Source organism: Mesorhizobium atlanticum (assembly GCF_003289965.1).
GTDB classification, from domain to species: domain Bacteria; phylum Pseudomonadota; class Alphaproteobacteria; order Rhizobiales; family Rhizobiaceae; genus Mesorhizobium; species Mesorhizobium atlanticum.
This window is the reverse complement of record NZ_QMBQ01000001.1, coordinates 219610-235130: the sequence shown is the minus strand read 5'-3', so window position 1 is coordinate 235130 and position 15521 is coordinate 219610. Positions and strand designations below refer to the sequence as shown.

11 protein-coding genes are annotated in these 15521 nt (G+C 64.7%); 7 read left to right on the top strand and 4 right to left on the bottom strand.

Features of this window, described 5'->3' with window-relative positions; translation table 11 throughout:
- The first annotated feature begins 63 nt into the window (after positions 1-63).
- Together DPM35_RS01355 and DPM35_RS01350 are read left to right on the top strand one after the other, a co-directional pair.
- Positions 64-1941, top strand: a complete 1878-nt coding sequence (locus tag DPM35_RS01355; protein WP_112125546.1) for an ABC-F family ATP-binding cassette domain-containing protein — start codon at positions 64-66, stop codon at positions 1939-1941.
- Between the two features lie 248 nt (positions 1942-2189).
- A complete protein-coding gene (locus DPM35_RS01350) occupies positions 2190-4295 on the top strand; it encodes a molybdopterin oxidoreductase family protein (protein ID WP_112125545.1) in 2106 nt (701 codons plus the stop codon).
- A gap of 30 nt (positions 4296-4325) precedes the next feature.
- Here DPM35_RS01350 and DPM35_RS01345 read toward each other — a convergent pair whose 3' ends face one another.
- On the bottom strand, positions 4326-4541 hold the full coding sequence (locus DPM35_RS01345) for a hypothetical protein (protein ID WP_112125544.1): 216 nt from the start codon (positions 4539-4541) through the stop codon (positions 4326-4328).
- A gap of 139 nt (positions 4542-4680) precedes the next feature.
- On the opposite strand from DPM35_RS01345, the gene DPM35_RS01340 reads away from it, so the two are divergent.
- Entirely contained in the window at positions 4681-6204 is a 1524-nt protein-coding gene (locus tag DPM35_RS01340) for a winged helix-turn-helix domain-containing tetratricopeptide repeat protein (protein WP_245431391.1), read from the top strand.
- Positions 6205-6236: 32 nt separating this feature from the next.
- Here DPM35_RS01340 and DPM35_RS01335 read toward each other — a convergent pair whose 3' ends face one another.
- Positions 6237-9044, bottom strand: a complete 2808-nt coding sequence (locus DPM35_RS01335) for an SEL1-like repeat protein (protein WP_112125542.1) — start codon at positions 9042-9044, stop codon at positions 6237-6239.
- A 210-nt stretch (positions 9045-9254) separates the two neighbouring features.
- Between DPM35_RS01335 and dapB the strand changes: the two genes are divergently transcribed.
- The 4 genes from dapB to DPM35_RS01315 all read left to right on the top strand — a co-directional run bounded on the left by dapB (position 9255) and on the right by DPM35_RS01315 (position 12990).
- Positions 9255-10031: a 4-hydroxy-tetrahydrodipicolinate reductase gene (dapB, locus tag DPM35_RS01330; RefSeq protein ID WP_112125541.1), complete on the top strand. Its 777-nt coding sequence runs from the start codon at positions 9255-9257 to the stop codon at positions 10029-10031.
- 192 nt (positions 10032-10223) lie between these two features.
- Positions 10224-11183, top strand: coding sequence for an ABC transporter substrate-binding protein (locus tag DPM35_RS01325; RefSeq protein ID WP_112125540.1), 960 nt, complete (start codon positions 10224-10226; stop codon positions 11181-11183).
- Between the two features lie 107 nt (positions 11184-11290).
- On the top strand, positions 11291-12100 hold the full coding sequence (locus DPM35_RS01320) for an ABC transporter ATP-binding protein (protein WP_112125539.1): 810 nt from the start codon (positions 11291-11293) through the stop codon (positions 12098-12100).
- Between the two features lie 11 nt (positions 12101-12111).
- Positions 12112-12990, top strand: a complete 879-nt coding sequence (locus DPM35_RS01315) for an ABC transporter permease (protein WP_112125538.1) — start codon at positions 12112-12114, stop codon at positions 12988-12990.
- Between the two features lie 107 nt (positions 12991-13097).
- Here the strand turns inward: DPM35_RS01315 and DPM35_RS01310 are convergent, their stop codons facing one another.
- Positions 13098-14471 carry a sensor histidine kinase gene (locus DPM35_RS01310; protein WP_112125537.1) on the bottom strand — a complete coding sequence of 458 codons (1374 nt, stop codon included), beginning with the start codon at positions 14469-14471 and terminating at the stop codon, positions 13098-13100.
- Positions 14468-15145, bottom strand: coding sequence for a response regulator (locus tag DPM35_RS01305; protein ID WP_112125536.1), 678 nt, complete (start codon positions 15143-15145; stop codon positions 14468-14470). Before DPM35_RS01305 ends, DPM35_RS01310 begins: the two co-directional genes overlap by 4 nt.
- Positions 15146-15521 lie beyond the last annotated feature (376 nt).

Sequence of the window (15521 nt, the reverse complement as noted above, 5' to 3'; positions counted from 1 at the left end):
CGGCAGGCCTCGTCCAGACGCTGGCTCTTGCGAAGCGCCGATGTCCCGTGCAAAAGCGCGGCTATGCTTATCATCAACGACCTTACGCTGCGCATGGCGGGGCGGCTGCTTCTCGATCACGCCTCGCTCACCCTGCCGGCCGGCACGAAGGCAGGCCTTGTCGGCCGCAACGGCACCGGCAAGACCACGCTGTTCAAGGCAATCACGGGTGATTTTCCTTCGGAGACCGGCTCGATCAGCCTGCCCAAAAACACGCGCATCGGCCAGGTGGCGCAGGAAGCCCCCGGCACCGAGGAGCCGCTTATCGAAATCGTGCTGAAGGCCGATGTCGAGCGCCAGGCTCTGCTTGAAGAGGAGAAGACCGCGACAGATCCGCACCGCATCGCCGAGATACACACCAGGCTCGCCGACATCGACGCGCATTCGGCAGAGTCCCGGGCCGCCACCATCCTGGCCGGCCTCGGCTTCGACGATGCCGCGCAGAAGCGGCCGGCCTCGTCCTTCTCCGGCGGCTGGCGCATGCGCGTGGCTTTGGCCGCCGTGCTCTTTTCCGAGCCGGACCTGCTGCTGCTCGACGAGCCGACCAACTATCTCGACCTCGAAGGCACGCTGTGGCTTGAGAACTACGTCTCGAAGTATCCGCACACGGTGTTGCTGATCTCGCATGATCGCGACCTGCTCAACCGCGCCGTCAACTCGATCGTCCATCTCGATCAGAAGAAGCTGACCTTCTGGCGTGGCGGCTACGACCAGTTCGAGCGGCAGCTCACCGAGCAGCGGGAGCTGCAGGAGAAAAGCCGCGTCAAGCAGGAAGCGCAGCGCAAGCACATGGAATCCTTCGTCGAGCGTTTCCGCGCCAAGGCTTCCAAGGCAAGGCAGGCGCAGTCGCGCCTGAAGGCGCTGGAGAAGCTGAAGCCGATCGCCGCCGTGGTGAACGACACGGTGCGGCCGTTCTCCTTTCCCGAGCCGGTCAAGACAGTCGCCTCGCCGATCGTGGCGCTGAACAGCGTCAATGTGGGCTATACCGAAGGCAACCCGATCCTGAAGAAGATGACGCTGCGTATCGATGCCGACGACCGCATCGCGCTGCTCGGCGCCAACGGCAACGGCAAGTCGACCTTCGCCAAGTTGCTCGCCGGGCGGCTAAAGGCCGAGACCGGCTCGGTCACGGTTGCGCCCGGACTGAAGGTGGCGATCTTCGCTCAGCATCAGCTCGACGATCTGCGCCCAGAGGAAAACGCCTATGAGCATGTGCGCCGGCTGATGCCGGATGCGCCTGAAGCCAAGGTGCGCGCCCGCGTCGCCCAGTTCGGCCTGTCGACCGAGAAGATGAACACAGCGGCCAGGGATCTGTCCGGCGGCGAGAAGGCACGGCTGCTGATGGGCCTGTCCGCCTTCGAGGGTCCGAACCTCTTCATCCTCGACGAGCCGACCAACCATCTCGACATCGACAGCCGTGAATCGCTGATCCATGCGCTGAACGATTTCCCGGGCGCGGTGATCCTGATCTCGCACGACCGGCATCTTCTGGAGGCGACGGCCGATCGGCTGTGGCTGGTCAAGGACGGCGCGGTCAATCCCTATGACGGCGACCTGGAGGACTATAAGACGCTGGTCACCGGCGTGTCCTCCAACCGCCGCGAGCAGAAGGAAGCCGACAAGGCTTCCAAGGCCGACCGCCGCCGCGAGGCCGCCCAGCGCCGCGCGGCATTGGAGCCGCTGGCGAAGGAAATCCGCGCCACCGAGGCGCTGATGGACCGCATCCGCAAGCGCATCGACCTGATCGAGGACGAGCTCGCCAACCCGGCGATCTACGAGAAGGATCCCTCCACCGCGACGCGGTTGGCCAAGGAGCGCTCGCAGCTTGCCCATACGCTTGCCGTGAACGAGGACAAGTGGCTGGCGATGTCGGCGGAATATGAGGAAGGGATCGCGGAGTAGCGCGCCCTTTTCCTTCTCTCCTTGTGGGAAAAGGTGGATCGGCGCACAGCGCCGAGATGGATGAGGGGTGCTGGAAGAAACTGGGCGCTGAAGAATAGGGCGCTTCAAGCGCCAATTTCTTAATCGTTGCGATCCTTCCAACACCCATCATCCGACCGAGCTTCGCCCGGCCACCTTCTCCCACAGGGGAGAAGGAGGAGCCTCGTCTGGCCCTACACCTCTCCTGCAAAACCCGCTAAACACCCCGCATGAACCAGCACGCCAAGCTCCGGATCGGCCATTCGGCCTGTCCGCACGATTGCCCTTCCACCTGCGCGCTCGAAGTCGAGGTGCTCGACAACAACCGCATCGGCCGCGTGCATGGCGCCAAGGCGAACAGCTATACGGCGGGCGTCGTCTGCGCCAAGGTCGCGCGCTATGCCGACCGGGTGCATCATCCGGACCGGCTGCTGAAGCCGCTGGCGCGCGCGGGCGCCAAAGGCGAGGGCGCCTGGAAGGAAGCGAGCTGGGAAGCGGCGCTCGACCTCGTGGCGGAAAAATTCATCGCGGCGGAAGAGAAATACGGCTCGGAAACCGTCTGGCCTTATTTCTACGCCGGCACGATGGGGCTGGTGCAGCGCGACGGCATCGAACGGCTCCGTCACGCGAAGAAATATTCAGGCTTCTTCGGCTCGATCTGCACCAATCTCGCCTGGACCGGTTGGATGATGGGTGTGGGCGCCTTGCGCGGTCCCGACCCGCGCGAGATGGCCAAGGCCGATTGCGTCGTGATCTGGGGCACCAATGCCGTGGTCACGCAGGTCAACGTCATGACCCATGCGATGCGGGCGCGGAAAGAGCGCGGCGCGAAAATCGTCGTCATCGACATCTACGATAACGCCACGATGAAGCAGGCCGATCTCGGCCTGGTGCTGAGGCCCGGCACCGACGGCGCGCTCGCCTGCGCGGTCATGCATGTGCTGTTCCGCGATGGGCTCGCCGACCGCGCCTATCTCGAAAGATACACCGACGATCCGCGCGGGCTCGAAGAGCATCTGCGCAGCCGCACGCCCGAATGGGCCGCCGCCATCACCGGGCTCTCCGTCGCCGAGATCGAAGCTTTCGCGCGGATCGTCGGCACGACGAAGAAGACTTATTTCCGTCTCGGCTATGGCTTCGCGCGCCAGCGCAACGGCTCGATCAACATGCACGCCGCGTCCTCGATCGCCGCCGTCACCGGCGCTTGGCAATATGAGGGCGGCGGCGCCTTCCATTCCAATTCGGGCATCTTCAAGCTGAACCAGGATGTGCTCGAAGGCACCGCGATGCGCGACCCGAACATCCGCTATCTCGACCATTCGCGCATCGGCCCGGTGCTGACCGGAGCCCAAGACGCGCTCTATGGCGGCCCGCCGGTGACGGCGATGCTGATCCAGAACACCAATCCGGCCAATGTCGCGCCGGAGCAGCGACTGGTGAAACAGGGTTTTCTGCGCGAGGACCTGTTCACCTGCGTGCACGAGCAGTTCATGACCGATACGGCCAAGCTCGCCGACGTCGTGCTGCCGGCGACGATGTTTCTGGAGCATGACGACATCTACAAGGGCGGCGGCAACCAGCACATCACGCTCGGCCCCAAGCTGATCGAGCCGCCGGAAGGGCCGCGCACCAACCACTACGTCAATGAGGAGCTCGGCAAGCGGCTGGGCGTCGGCGACCGTCCGGGTTTCGGCCTGACCGAGCGCGAGCATATCGACATCATCCTCGGCAAGCGCGGCCTCGGCAGCTTCGATAGTTTGAGGGAACAGAAGTGGGTCGACCTGCAGCCCGACTTCGACGACGCGCATTTCATCAACGGCTTCGGCCATGCCGACAAGAAGTTCCATTTCCGGCCCAACTGGACCGGCCAGTCGGCGCCCAACCGGCCGCCGAAAAGCATGGGCCTGTTCGGACCCGTCGAGCGGCTGCCGGAATTTCCGGACCATGTCGAGCTGATCGAAGTGGCGGACGAGGAGCATCCGTTCCGGCTGGCGACCTCGCCGGCGCGCAACTTCCTCAATTCCAGCTTTGCCGAGACGCCGGTATCGAAGGCCAAGGAAGGCAGGCCGGAGCTGCTCATCCACCGCGAAGATGCCGAAGCGCTCGGCATCGAAAATGGCGGCCGCGTCGAGGTCGGCAACCGGCGCGGCGACCTGGTGCTGCACGCCAGATTCTTCGACGGCGTGAAGCGAGGCGTGGTGATTGCGGAAGGCATCTGGCCGAACAGCGCGCATGAACGGGGCGAGGGCATCAATGTGCTGACCGGCGCCGATGCGCCGGCGCCCTATGGCGGCGCCGCCGTCCATGACAACAAGGTCTGGCTCAGGGCGCTCTGATTACTTCACGGTCTGCCATGGCCTGATGGCTCACCAACTGGGATCTCGGCCTTCGAGATCATCGTCCGGGGCGACTTGCGGTTGGCGACCAAGACTGGCGTAGGGGTCCACATAAGCTATCTTGAGCGCATCGCCCACCAAGCCGGATATGGCGTTGAGCGATGCGCCGATTGCAAGCCTCGGAAAGCTTAGCCGCGCCAGCTTGAAGCGCCGGACGGAAGTCGGGGTGGTGAGGATGTCAGCCATGATGTCCTCCAGTGACGGCGACAAATGGCACCGCTCCCCACCCAGGTCCTTGGCTCGAACCTGAAGAGTCCTGAACGGCTCTGAAGTTGCTTGAAGCGAAGACTCCCGAACGGCCCTGAAGTTCGCCTTCAGGGTGATCTTGGATTATCCTGCCCGTGAGGGTGGTTCTTGGCCGATGGACTTGGAGTTTGGGACCTATCGTTTGAGGCGAGCCGAACGGCGGTTGCTGGGCCCGAACGGCCCGGTGGAGCTTTCGGCGCGTTCCTTCGACATCCTCGCCATGCTGCTCGACAGGCCCGATGAGGTGCTCGGCAAGGCCGAACTTTTCGATGCGGTCTGGCCTGGCGTGGTGGTGGAGGAGAACACGCTGCAGGTCCACATTTCGGCGCTGCGCAAACTTCTGTCTGCCGAGCTGATCGCTACCGTGCATGGTCGCGGCTACAAATATGCAGGGCCCAGACCCTTCGCGGTTTCGGCAGATGCAGCGGCGTCGTCCAGACCGTCTATCGCCATACTGCCCTTCGACAATATGAGCGGCGACCCGGAGCAGGACTATTTCAGCGACGGAATTACCGAAGACATCATTGCCGAGCTCGGCAAGTATAAGGAGTTTCTGGTCATCGCGCGGAACTCCTCGTTCCAGTTCCGCGGCAAGACGCATGACCCGGCGGAGGTGGCGAGCAAGCTTGGCGTCCAATATGTCGTCGAAGGCAGTGTGCGCAAGATCGGCAACCGGGTGCGGGTCGCCGTGCAGCTAACCGATGCTTTGTCGATGGCCCATATCTGGGGCGAACACTACGACCGGGAACTCGACGACATTTTCGCCATCCAGGACGAAATCACCCGGATGATCGCGGCGCGTCTGGCCCGGCAGGCCAGAACCGCGATTGCTTCGCGCGCCAGGGCCAGGCCAACCAACAACATGTCAGCCTATGAGTCTTACCTGCGGGCGCTGCAACTGGCGGCCGTCTATGACACGGTGCTCGAAGCGGAGCCATTTCTGCGCCAGGCGGTAAAGCTCGATCCGCAGTTTGCCGCCGCCCACGCCATGCTGAGCTTCGTGGAGTCCATCAAGTACTATTGGGACTACAACAATCCCGGCCATTTGCATTCCGGACTGGAGATCGCAAGAACAGCATTGGGCCTCGATCCCGACGAAGCCTATGGGCATCTCGCCACCGGCTTCGCTCACTTGTACCTGCGCCAATTCAGGCAAGCGGAAATCAGCCTTGACCGGGCGGTTGCGCTCAATCCGAACGATCCGTTCATTCTCAGCATCCGCGCTATTTTCCTCAATCACACGGACAGGCCGGAGCAAGGGCTCGATGAAATAGCCGAAGCCCAGCGCCGCGACCCATACGCCGTGGGATGGTACGACGACTTCCGTGGCGTCCTGCTGACGACGGCCGGGCGATATCGCGAGGCGGCTGCCTGCTACGCGAAGATGGCGACCGTGACACCATGGTCGCTCATCCGCCTTATCATCTGCCATTCCGAACTGGGCGACATCAGGCAGGCGCAAGATGTCCTGGCGAAGGTCAAGGCGCATTATCGCGGAATGAGCCTTGACCAGATCATCGATACCGAAGTGGATTTCTACCAGGACGCCGCCGTATGCAGCCGCTACCGCGCGATCCTTGATCGCGTCGACAAGGCGCAATAGGTCCGTCGCGGCGCTGCATCTCGCTTGCGTTGCTACTTCGCGGCCTGCGCATCCAGCGCCTTGATCTCATCCACGGCTGCCTTGCGCGCCGCCGCATCGACACCGGACGCGCCCTTGTCCTTGGCGAAGGCAATGAGGGCCGTTCGCGTGTCCTCGTCGCATCCGTCCGAGCCCAAGCTGTCGATGCCGGCTTTCCTGGCGGCGGCGAGCACGGAGTCGCAGGCGTCCGGCGCGAAGGCGAACTGACCCATGATGGCGCCGAGCGTGAGCGGGTCCTGCAGGCGCGGATCGTCGCGGATCGCTTGCAGCGTGGCGCCGCCGACCGCGCGTGATTTCCGATCCTGCGCGATCTGCGTCAGGTCGAAGATGAACTCGAATTCCGGCTTCTCGACGCCCTCCGGCTTCGACACCAGTATATCCAGCGCGAAGCGAGTGATCTCCTCGGGCGTCACCACCGATCGGATGGCGCGCGCCTGATGGTAGTTGCGCACCAGCACCCAGCGCGAGGGAAGATCGCCGTAGCGGGCCAGAACGCCGAGCTGCTTGATGGCGGCAAGCTTCTGCTTGTCGGTCTTGGCTGCCTGCGCCTGGGCAAACACCTTGTCGCGGATGCGGTTGACGAGGTCCGCGTCGAGGCCGCCCGGAGCCGGCGCGGCCTGCTGTGTCCCGGCTGCGGCTTGCGGGCTGGGAGCATCGCCAAGCGGGCCCTTCGCGTCGACCCAGGCCGCGAGCGCCTTGCGCGCGTCCGGGCCGAAATAGCCTTTCGGCTCGCCGGTGTAGAAACCTTCGCTCTTCAGCGTCGTCTCGATGGCGACGCGGATCTCATCGGGCAGCGCCTTGCCGATGCCGACAAGGTTCTGGTCGTCGAGGCCGGCCGGCGCCTCGCGGAAAGCATCCATCACCGCGGCCGCGATCGCCGCCGTTCCGGCGCTGGAGGCCGGTCCGGAAAAGACGCCGCTCAGCTCCATGTCGGCGTCGTTGGCGCCGAACACGCCGGCGCCCATCCTGCCGATGCCGTCATTGTAAAGCGCGATGCGGTCGGTGATGCCTTCGCGCAGCGTCATCAGATGATCGAAGCTGTCGAAGGTGAAGGCGTTGGCGAGCTTGCTCCTTGCCCTGAGCGAGCCGAGCCGCTCCGCCTCGCGCCAGGCATGCAGGCGCTCGCGCGGGTTCTTGTCGATGCCGAGACCGTCGTCATAGGCATCGCCCAGCAGCACCATCGCTTCGACGCTGCCGAGATTGGCGGCGTTGATCAGCATCGCCGTCGCCTTCAGGTCGTCCTGCGGATAGACCACGCCCTTGCGCAGGAGCTTTGCGTGCAGCAGATAAGCCTGCTGCTCCTTCCTGGCTTCGCCTTCGTCGATCAGCGCTTTCAATTGATCGTCGCTCAGCCCCTCGTCGTGGCGCGACGGGCGATAGCTGGTCGAATCGAGATTGGCATATTGCGTCGAGGCGTAGAGCCAGAGCGCCTCGCGGTCGCCGCCGTCCGCCAGCGGCTTCAGCATGGCACGCGCCAAATCCTCGTTCTTGAACTGCTGATCGTCCGACAGCTGCAGCCGCGCCAGCGCCAGCGCGGCACCTGGTTCGCCGGCCTCGGCGGCGTCGCTCAGGCGCTCGACCAGCTGGTCCGGATTGTCGATTTGAAAGCCGTCATAATCGGGAAGCAGCTTCGCCAGCCTGATGCTGGCGTCGAGGTCCCATGGGGCATTGAGCAGCTGGATCGCCTCACGCGGCTGGCGGCCGACGACCTTGCCGTCGAGCAGCAGGCCGGCGAGCAGCGGCCCGGCGCCGGCGACGTTCTTGGTGGCGCCGCGCAGCATCGCGATCGCGCGCTTGCCGTCCGCCAGCCCGCCTTCGCCCTTGGCCAGCATGTCGGCCAGCATCGGCACGGCATACTGATCGCTGGCGACGCGCGCCTCGAGCAATTGCCTGGCCTTCGCCGCGTCCTGCTGCGTGCCGCGTCCCAGCCGCAGCGCCTTGATATAGGCGAGCACCGACGGTTCGGGTCCACTGGTACCTGCCTTGGAATCCGCGTCCACGGCTTGAAATGCCTTTTGCTGCTCTTCGGCGGCGAAACCGTCATTCTCCAGCACCGTCTGCGCGATCAGCAGCGGCATGGCCTTGCGGAGCTGGCTGTCCCATTCGCCGGGCGAGGGGCCTTGAACCGGCGCGTCGATGATGTGCTGGGCGGTCTCGACAAGCTTATGCGCGTCGCGGCGCAGCAGCGGTCCGTCGCTGTACTGATGCAGCAGAGTCACAAGGGCCGTGAGATGACCGGCAGCGCCTGCCTTCTGCAAGGCGTCGAGCGCCATGTCGCGCGAGACCGGCGGCGCACTGGCGTCGGCGCTGTCGTGCCGATGCACCGAATAGATCTCATAGAGCAGATAATTCGCCTCCGGACTGCCGCCGTCGGCGATGAGCTTGATCTGCGGCAGAAGAAAGGTGAGTCCCGGCTGGTTGAGCGCGACCTGGACCCGCAGCCATTCAAGCGTCAGCCGCTTTTCCTGTGGCGCGCCGAGCATCGCCGCCTGGCATTTCTCGGCCAAGACCTTGAGCTTGCTCAGATCGAAATCCTGCGGGAAGAGCTCGCCATACTGAACAGGCGGCGCCTTGGCTTCGGGATCGAGCGGCACCGAGGCGCCCTTGTCGCAGACGCTGATCGCCTCCGCGAGCGCCGCCTTCTTGGCCGCATCGTCCGCGGCTTTTTTGGCCGGATCGTCCGCCGCCTTTTTGGCCGCATCGTCTGACTTTTCGGAAGATGCCTGAGCCGCGAAGGCCGCGCCGGCAAGCGGCGTCAAGGCGAGGCAGGAAAGTACCAGGGCATGCACTGGCCGCAGCATGAGCGTCCCCCCTCGGACAGTCCGGGCACGGCCGGACACACAGGCGCTAAATTAGCATGTCGCGTCAGCGATGATGAGTGTGGCGCTTCACATTCGCCTATAGTTCGCCCTCGTATCGCCCCGATGTCGTGGCCCGCGGCCGCTTGAATCACTTTGCCAACGCAGCGTGCTAGAGGATTGTTACGACTCGGGCTTTCGACAGGAATCGCCATGCCGCACCCGCTCAGATTGGCCATCGCCGGTGCGCTCGGCCGCATGGGACAACAGATGACGGAGACCGTCGCCGCCGATCCGCGGCTGCAGCTCGTCGCGCGCTTCCAGCGGCCGGGCAGTGTGGGCGAGGGGCTGGTCGAGCGCGACGAAGCGCTTTCGCTTGCCGACGTGGTGATCGATTTCACCACGCCCGCGGCGTCCGCCGAATTGGCCAAAGCCTGCGCGGTGCGCGGCGGTCCGGCGCTGGTGATCGGCTCAACGGGTTTCACCGCATCGGAGTTGGCCGCAATCGCCGAGGCGGCAAAGACAATCGCCATCGTGCGCTCCGGCAGCTATTCGCTTGGCCTCAACATGCTGACCGGCCTGGTCGAGCAGGCCGCAAGGGCGCTTGGGCCTGACGATTGCGACATCGAAATCCTCGAAGCGCATCACCGCTTCAAGGTCGACGCGCCGTCGGGCACGGCGCTGATGCTGGGAGAGGCGGCCGCGCGCGGGCGAGGCGTCGAGTTGGACAATGTGGCGAAGCGCGCCCGCGACGGCCTCGTTGGTCCGCGCGGTGCCGGCGAGATCGGCTTTGCCGTGCTGCGCGGCGGCGGCATCGTCGGTGAGCATATCGTGAGCTTCCTTGCCGAAGGCGAGACGGTCACGCTCTCGCATGCCGCCGGGGATCGCTCGATGTTCGCGCGCGGCGCCATCGCGGCGGCACTTTGGGTCGCCGGCCGACCACCCGGCGAATACGACATGCGCGACGTGCTCGGCTTTGGCGGTCGCTAAAAAGGCTGAAAGCCAGCTGAAAGCTTGGCCATGCCATGACGGCATTCGCGGCGTTCGCCGTGACTGGCCCGGGAGGGGTCGGCAAGGAGGAGATGCGGCGCAGCTCGGATGGCGCGCCGCCCAGGTGGAGGAAGTTACGTGACCGGTTTTATCTCTAAACACGCTCTTCGTTCGGCGACGCTGACGCTTGCCATGCTTGCCGCGGGCGCGACGACGGCGTCGGCCGCAGACAAGATTTCGATCATGGTGGGCGGCTACGAAAAGCAGATCTACCTGCCGGCCAAGCTCGCCGAGGCGCTCGGCTATTTCAAGGATGAAGGCCTCGACGTCGAGCTGCTCAACGAGCCGGCGGGCGTCGATGCCGAAAACGAGATGCTGGCAGGCGCCGTGCAGGGCGTGGTCGGCTTCTACGACCACAGCATCGACCTGCAGGCCAAGGGCAAGTTCGTCGAATCCGTCGTCCAGTTCAGTCAGGCGCCTGGCGAGGTCGAGCTGGTCTCGTCCAAGCATCCCGAGATCAAGTCTCCCGCCGACTTCAAGGGCAAGAATCTCGGCGTCACCGGCCTCGGCTCCTCGACCAACTTCCTGACGGAATATCTCGCGGTCAAGAACGGCTTGAAGCTCGGCGATTTCACCTCGGTTCCGGTCGGCGCCGGCAACACCTTCATCGCCGCCATGCAGCAGGACAAGATCCAGGCCGGCATGACGACCGAACCGACGATCACGCGGCTGCTCAAGACCGGCGAAGCCAAGGTCTTGATCGATATGCGCACAATGGACGGCACCAAGGCCGCGCTCGGCGGCACCTATCCGGCCGCCTCGCTCTATATGCAGACCGAGTGGGTCGAGGCGCACAAGGACACGGTGCAGAAACTCGCCAATGCCTTCGTCAAGACGCTGAAATTCATCAACACGCACAGCGGCGCCGAGATCGCCGCGAAGATGCCGAAGGACTACTATGTCGGCGACGAGGAAGGCTACGTGAAGGCGCTCGACGCCGGCAAAGGCATGTTTACCGCCGATGGCGTGATGCCCCAGGGCGGTCCGGAAACGGTGCTGACCGTGCTCTCCGCCTTCAAGAAGGAACTGCAGGGCAAGCAGATCGACCTGTCGAAGACCTACACCACGGAATTCGTCAAGAACGTGAAGTAGCCGTCAGGACGGCGCGAGGTTCCGACCTCGCGCCACCATGCCCGCCTTGTTTCCACGTCCGGCGATCTCCCGCGCGGGGATCGCCCGCTATTGGAGTCTGTTCAACCATGGCTGTCGAAAAGACCGCTCCGGCGATCGAGCTGATCAATGTCAGCCGTCGCTTCCTTTCCCCCACCGGCAAATCGCTGACGGCGATCCGCGATTTCACCATGACGGTCGAACGCGGCGAGTTCGTCGCCGTCGTCGGCCCGACCGGCTGCGGCAAGTCGACGACGCTGAACCTCGTCACCGGGCTCGCCAGCCCGAGCGCCGGCGAGGTCCGCGTCATGGGCGCGCCGGTCAAGGGGATCGACCCGCGTATCGGCTTCGTGTTCCAGACCGATGCGCTGTTTCCCTGGCGCACGGTGATCGAGAATGTCATGGCCGGGCCGCTGTTTCGCGGCAAGCCCAAGGCACAGGCGCAGGCTTCCGCCCGCGACTGGCTGGCACGCGTCGGCTTGGCCCGCTTCGAACAGCACTATCCGCACCAGCTCTCCGGCGGCATGCGCAAGCGCGTGGCGCTCGCCCAGACCTTCATCAACGGCCCAGAGATCCTCTTGATGGACGAGCCGTTCTCCGCGCTCGACGTGCAGACCCGGGTTCTGATGCATGAAGAACTGTTGCGCCTCTGGTCCGAGGCGAAGGCCTCCGTCGTCTTCGTCACCCACGACCTCGAGGAGGCGATCGCGCTGGCCGACAAGGTCTATGTGCTCACCGCCGGACCGGCGACGGTAAAATCCGTCTACACGATCGACCTGCCGCGCCCGCGCGTCGTCGCCGACATCCGCTACGAGCAGCGCTTCATCGACTATTCGCGCACCATCTGGGCCGATCTCAAGGAAGAGGTCGAGACCAGCTACGCCCGCGCGGCGGCGTGAGGAGAACCGACATGACAGATGCCACCGTCAACATCCCGACCACCGCCTTCCGGCCCGGAACCTCGGACGCCGAGATCGAGGCCGCCGCCGCCAAAGCCGCCGTGCATCGCCGCCACACCGTCACGTTCTGGCGGCTGGGTATCCTGCTCGTCTTCCTCGGCCTGTGGGAAATCGCCGGCCGCATGGCCTGGATCGATCCCTTCTTCTACGCCATGCCGAGCACGATCGCCGCGCGGCTCTATGAGTGGATCACCGAGGGCACCTCGGAAGGCCCGCTCTGGTACCATCTCTATGTCACCATGGAAGAGTCGGTGCTGGGCTTCGTCACCGGTTCGGTCGCCGGCATCATCATCGGCGTCGCGCTCGGCCGCAACCGCATGGCCGCCGATATCTTCTCGATCTACATCAAGGTGATCAACTCGATCCCGCGCGTGGTGCTGGCGCCGATCTTCATCATGATCCTCGGCCTCGGCCTCGCCTCCAAGGTGGCGCTGGCCTTCGTCATGGTGTTCTTCGTCGTCTTCCACAACGCCTTCCAGGGCGTGCGCGAGGCCGACCGTGCCATGATCGCCAATGCCCGTATCCTCGGCGCCTCCGACTGGCAGCTGACCCGTTCGGTGATCGTGCCGTCGGCGATGAGCTGGATTTTCGCCAGCCTGCATGTCAGCTTCGGCTTCGCCATCATCGGCGCCATCGTCGGCGAGTTCGTCGGCTCGCGCTACGGCATCGGGCTGTTGATCAACATCGCCAAGGGCTCGTTCGACGCGGCCGGCATGTATGCCGCGATCGTCATCGTCATGGTGGTGGCCCTGGGCGCCGAGTACCTGATGACGATGGTCGAGAGCCGGCTGGCAAAGTGGCGTCCTCAGCCGCTGCATGAGACGCAGTGAACCGCCTTAGAGCGGTTCAGCGTTTCAGGGAAAAGCCGAACCACTCTAAGCCTTTGTTTTGCGCAATTCCGGACGGAAAACCGCTACGCACTTTTCCTGGAATTGCTCTAGTTGCCTGCCAGCGGCAGCCGCACCTCGACCTTGAGCCCGCCAGCGGCGGCGTCGCCGAGTGTGACGCTGCCGCCGGCATTCTCGACAACCTCATGGACGATGGCGAGCCCGAGCCCGCTGCCTTCCTCGGCCGAGCCGGCGATGCGGTAGAAGCGTTCGAAGACGTGCTCCCGCTCTTCCACGGGAATGCCGGGTCCACTGTCGATGACCGTGAGCTCAGCCTCGTCGCCAGCGGCGGTGAGCTTGACGGTGACGCTGCCGCCGGCCGGTGTGTAGCGCAACGCGTTGTCGACAAGATTGACGATCATCTCCCGCAACATCGTCCCGTCGCCGATGACCGGCACGGGGCCGGTTTCCTCGAGGCCGAGGTCGATGTTGCGTTCGACCGCCTTCGGCGCATGTGCCTCCAGAACCTGGCGGGCGGCCTCGGAGAGGTCGATGCGATCGGCACGTGGCCGCCGGCTGCCGGGCTCGGCACGCGAGAGCGTCAGCAACTGCTCGGCCAGTCGCGCCAGTTTGCCTGAACTTGCCTGCAACGCCACAAGCGCTTCCCGCCGTCGATCCGCGGCGCTTTCGCGCAACGCATAGCTCGCCTGTGTCGACAGCAGCGCCAGCGGCGTGCGCAACTGGTGCGCGGCATTGGCGATGAAGCGGCGCTGCGCCGCCATCTGCGCCCGCACGCGCGCCATATAAGCATTGAGCGCCTCGATCAGCGGCCTGATCTCGCTCTGCGCGCCCGTCACCTCGATCGGGTCGAGGTCGCTGCGGCCCGGCGAGCGAACCGCATCGCTAAGGCGGATCAGCGGCGCCAGCCCGCGGCGCAGGCCAAGCAGCACGAAAACGCCGGCGATCGCCACCAGCGCCAGCTGCTGGCCAAAGGCGCTCAACCACAGACGCTTCACCATCGCATCGTGACCGCCGAGCGTCACGCCGACCGTGACCGTGATCGGCGAATCCGGCCCGGCGCCGATGACCGTATGGCTGAGCGTTGCCAGTCGCAGGCGGTGATCGCGAAAGCCGGTCTCGATACTGCCGCGCCGTGCCGCCTTCGGCAGGTCGGGATAGCCGGTCAGCAGGCGTCCGCCCGCGGTCTCGACATGGTAGTAGACACTGTCGCGATCGCCGGTATCGAACATTTCGATCGCCGCCGGTGGAATGGTGGCGTCGAGCACGCCGTCTTTGACAGCGACCTGCTCGGCGATGGCGCGCGCCGATGCCATGAGCATCCGATCGGTGACCAGATCGGCAGTCGCGCGCGCATTGCCATGGCTGGTCCATAGATTGATCCCGGCGAGCCCGGCCAGCGGCAGCACCACCCAGGCCAGCAATTGGATTCGAAGGCTGCCGATCCGAAGACTGCCGATTCTCATGACGCCGGATCGTCTTGGCGCAAGAGGTAGCCGAGGCCACGCAAGGTGGCGATCTGGACGCGCGATCCCTCGAGCTTCTTGCGCAGGCGATGCACATAGATCTCGATGGCGCTGGGGTCGGCGTCGGTGTCGAAGTCGTAGATCGCCGCCGAGAGCGCCGCCTTGCTCACCGTGCGTCCGGCCTTGACGACGAGCTGTTCCAGCACCGCGTGCTCGCGCGGCGTCAGCGACAGCGTCGTGCCGGCAAGCGAGAACAGGCGGGTGTTGGTGTCGAAGACGAGGTCGCCGCAGGTGATGACCGGCGCGGTGCGGTCGTTGGCCCGGCGCAGCTGCACGCGGATGCGCGCCTCCAGCTCCTCGATCTGGAAGGGTTTGGCCAGATAGTCGTCGGCGCCTTCGTTCAGCCCCTTGACCCTGCCGTCGAGGCTGGCGTTGGCGGTAAGCACGATCACCGGCACCGGGTTGCCGCGCGCCCGCAGCCTTTTCAGCACCTCCATGCCGCCCATGCGGGGCAGGGCAAGGTCGAGGATGATCAAGGCGTGATCGCCGGCCGCCAAAGCATGCTCGACATCCTCGCCGTCATGCACGACGTCGACGACATAGCTCGCCTGGCGCAGCGTCTTGCTCAGCCAATCGGCCAGTTCGCGATTGTCCTCGACAAGCAGCAGTCGCATCGTTCGTCGCTGTTTCCTCCCAACGGTGCCGACCTTGGCCGAGAGCGGCAGGCGGCGTCCGAATTGGTTCCCTGAGGCAACCGATAGTATCGATCCGCCCGCAAGGCAAACGCGGTTTCCCGGCGGCCGCCATCCCGATCACGATGCCCGCCGAGGCCCTTGCCGCGTCGTGCAAGTGATGAAACCGAACCGTTCGGTTCAATTAATGTTGACGGTTCGTGTAACCACAGTGAACGCTGGCAGGTCTGGCCAGAGTGGCATCTCGACAGTCGCTCGCCGTAACCGATTGATATCAAATGATAAGTGTTTAGCCGCTTGGGCTTTCACGCAATTTCAAGATCGAACCGAACGGTTCGGTTCACAACTTTTCGTGATT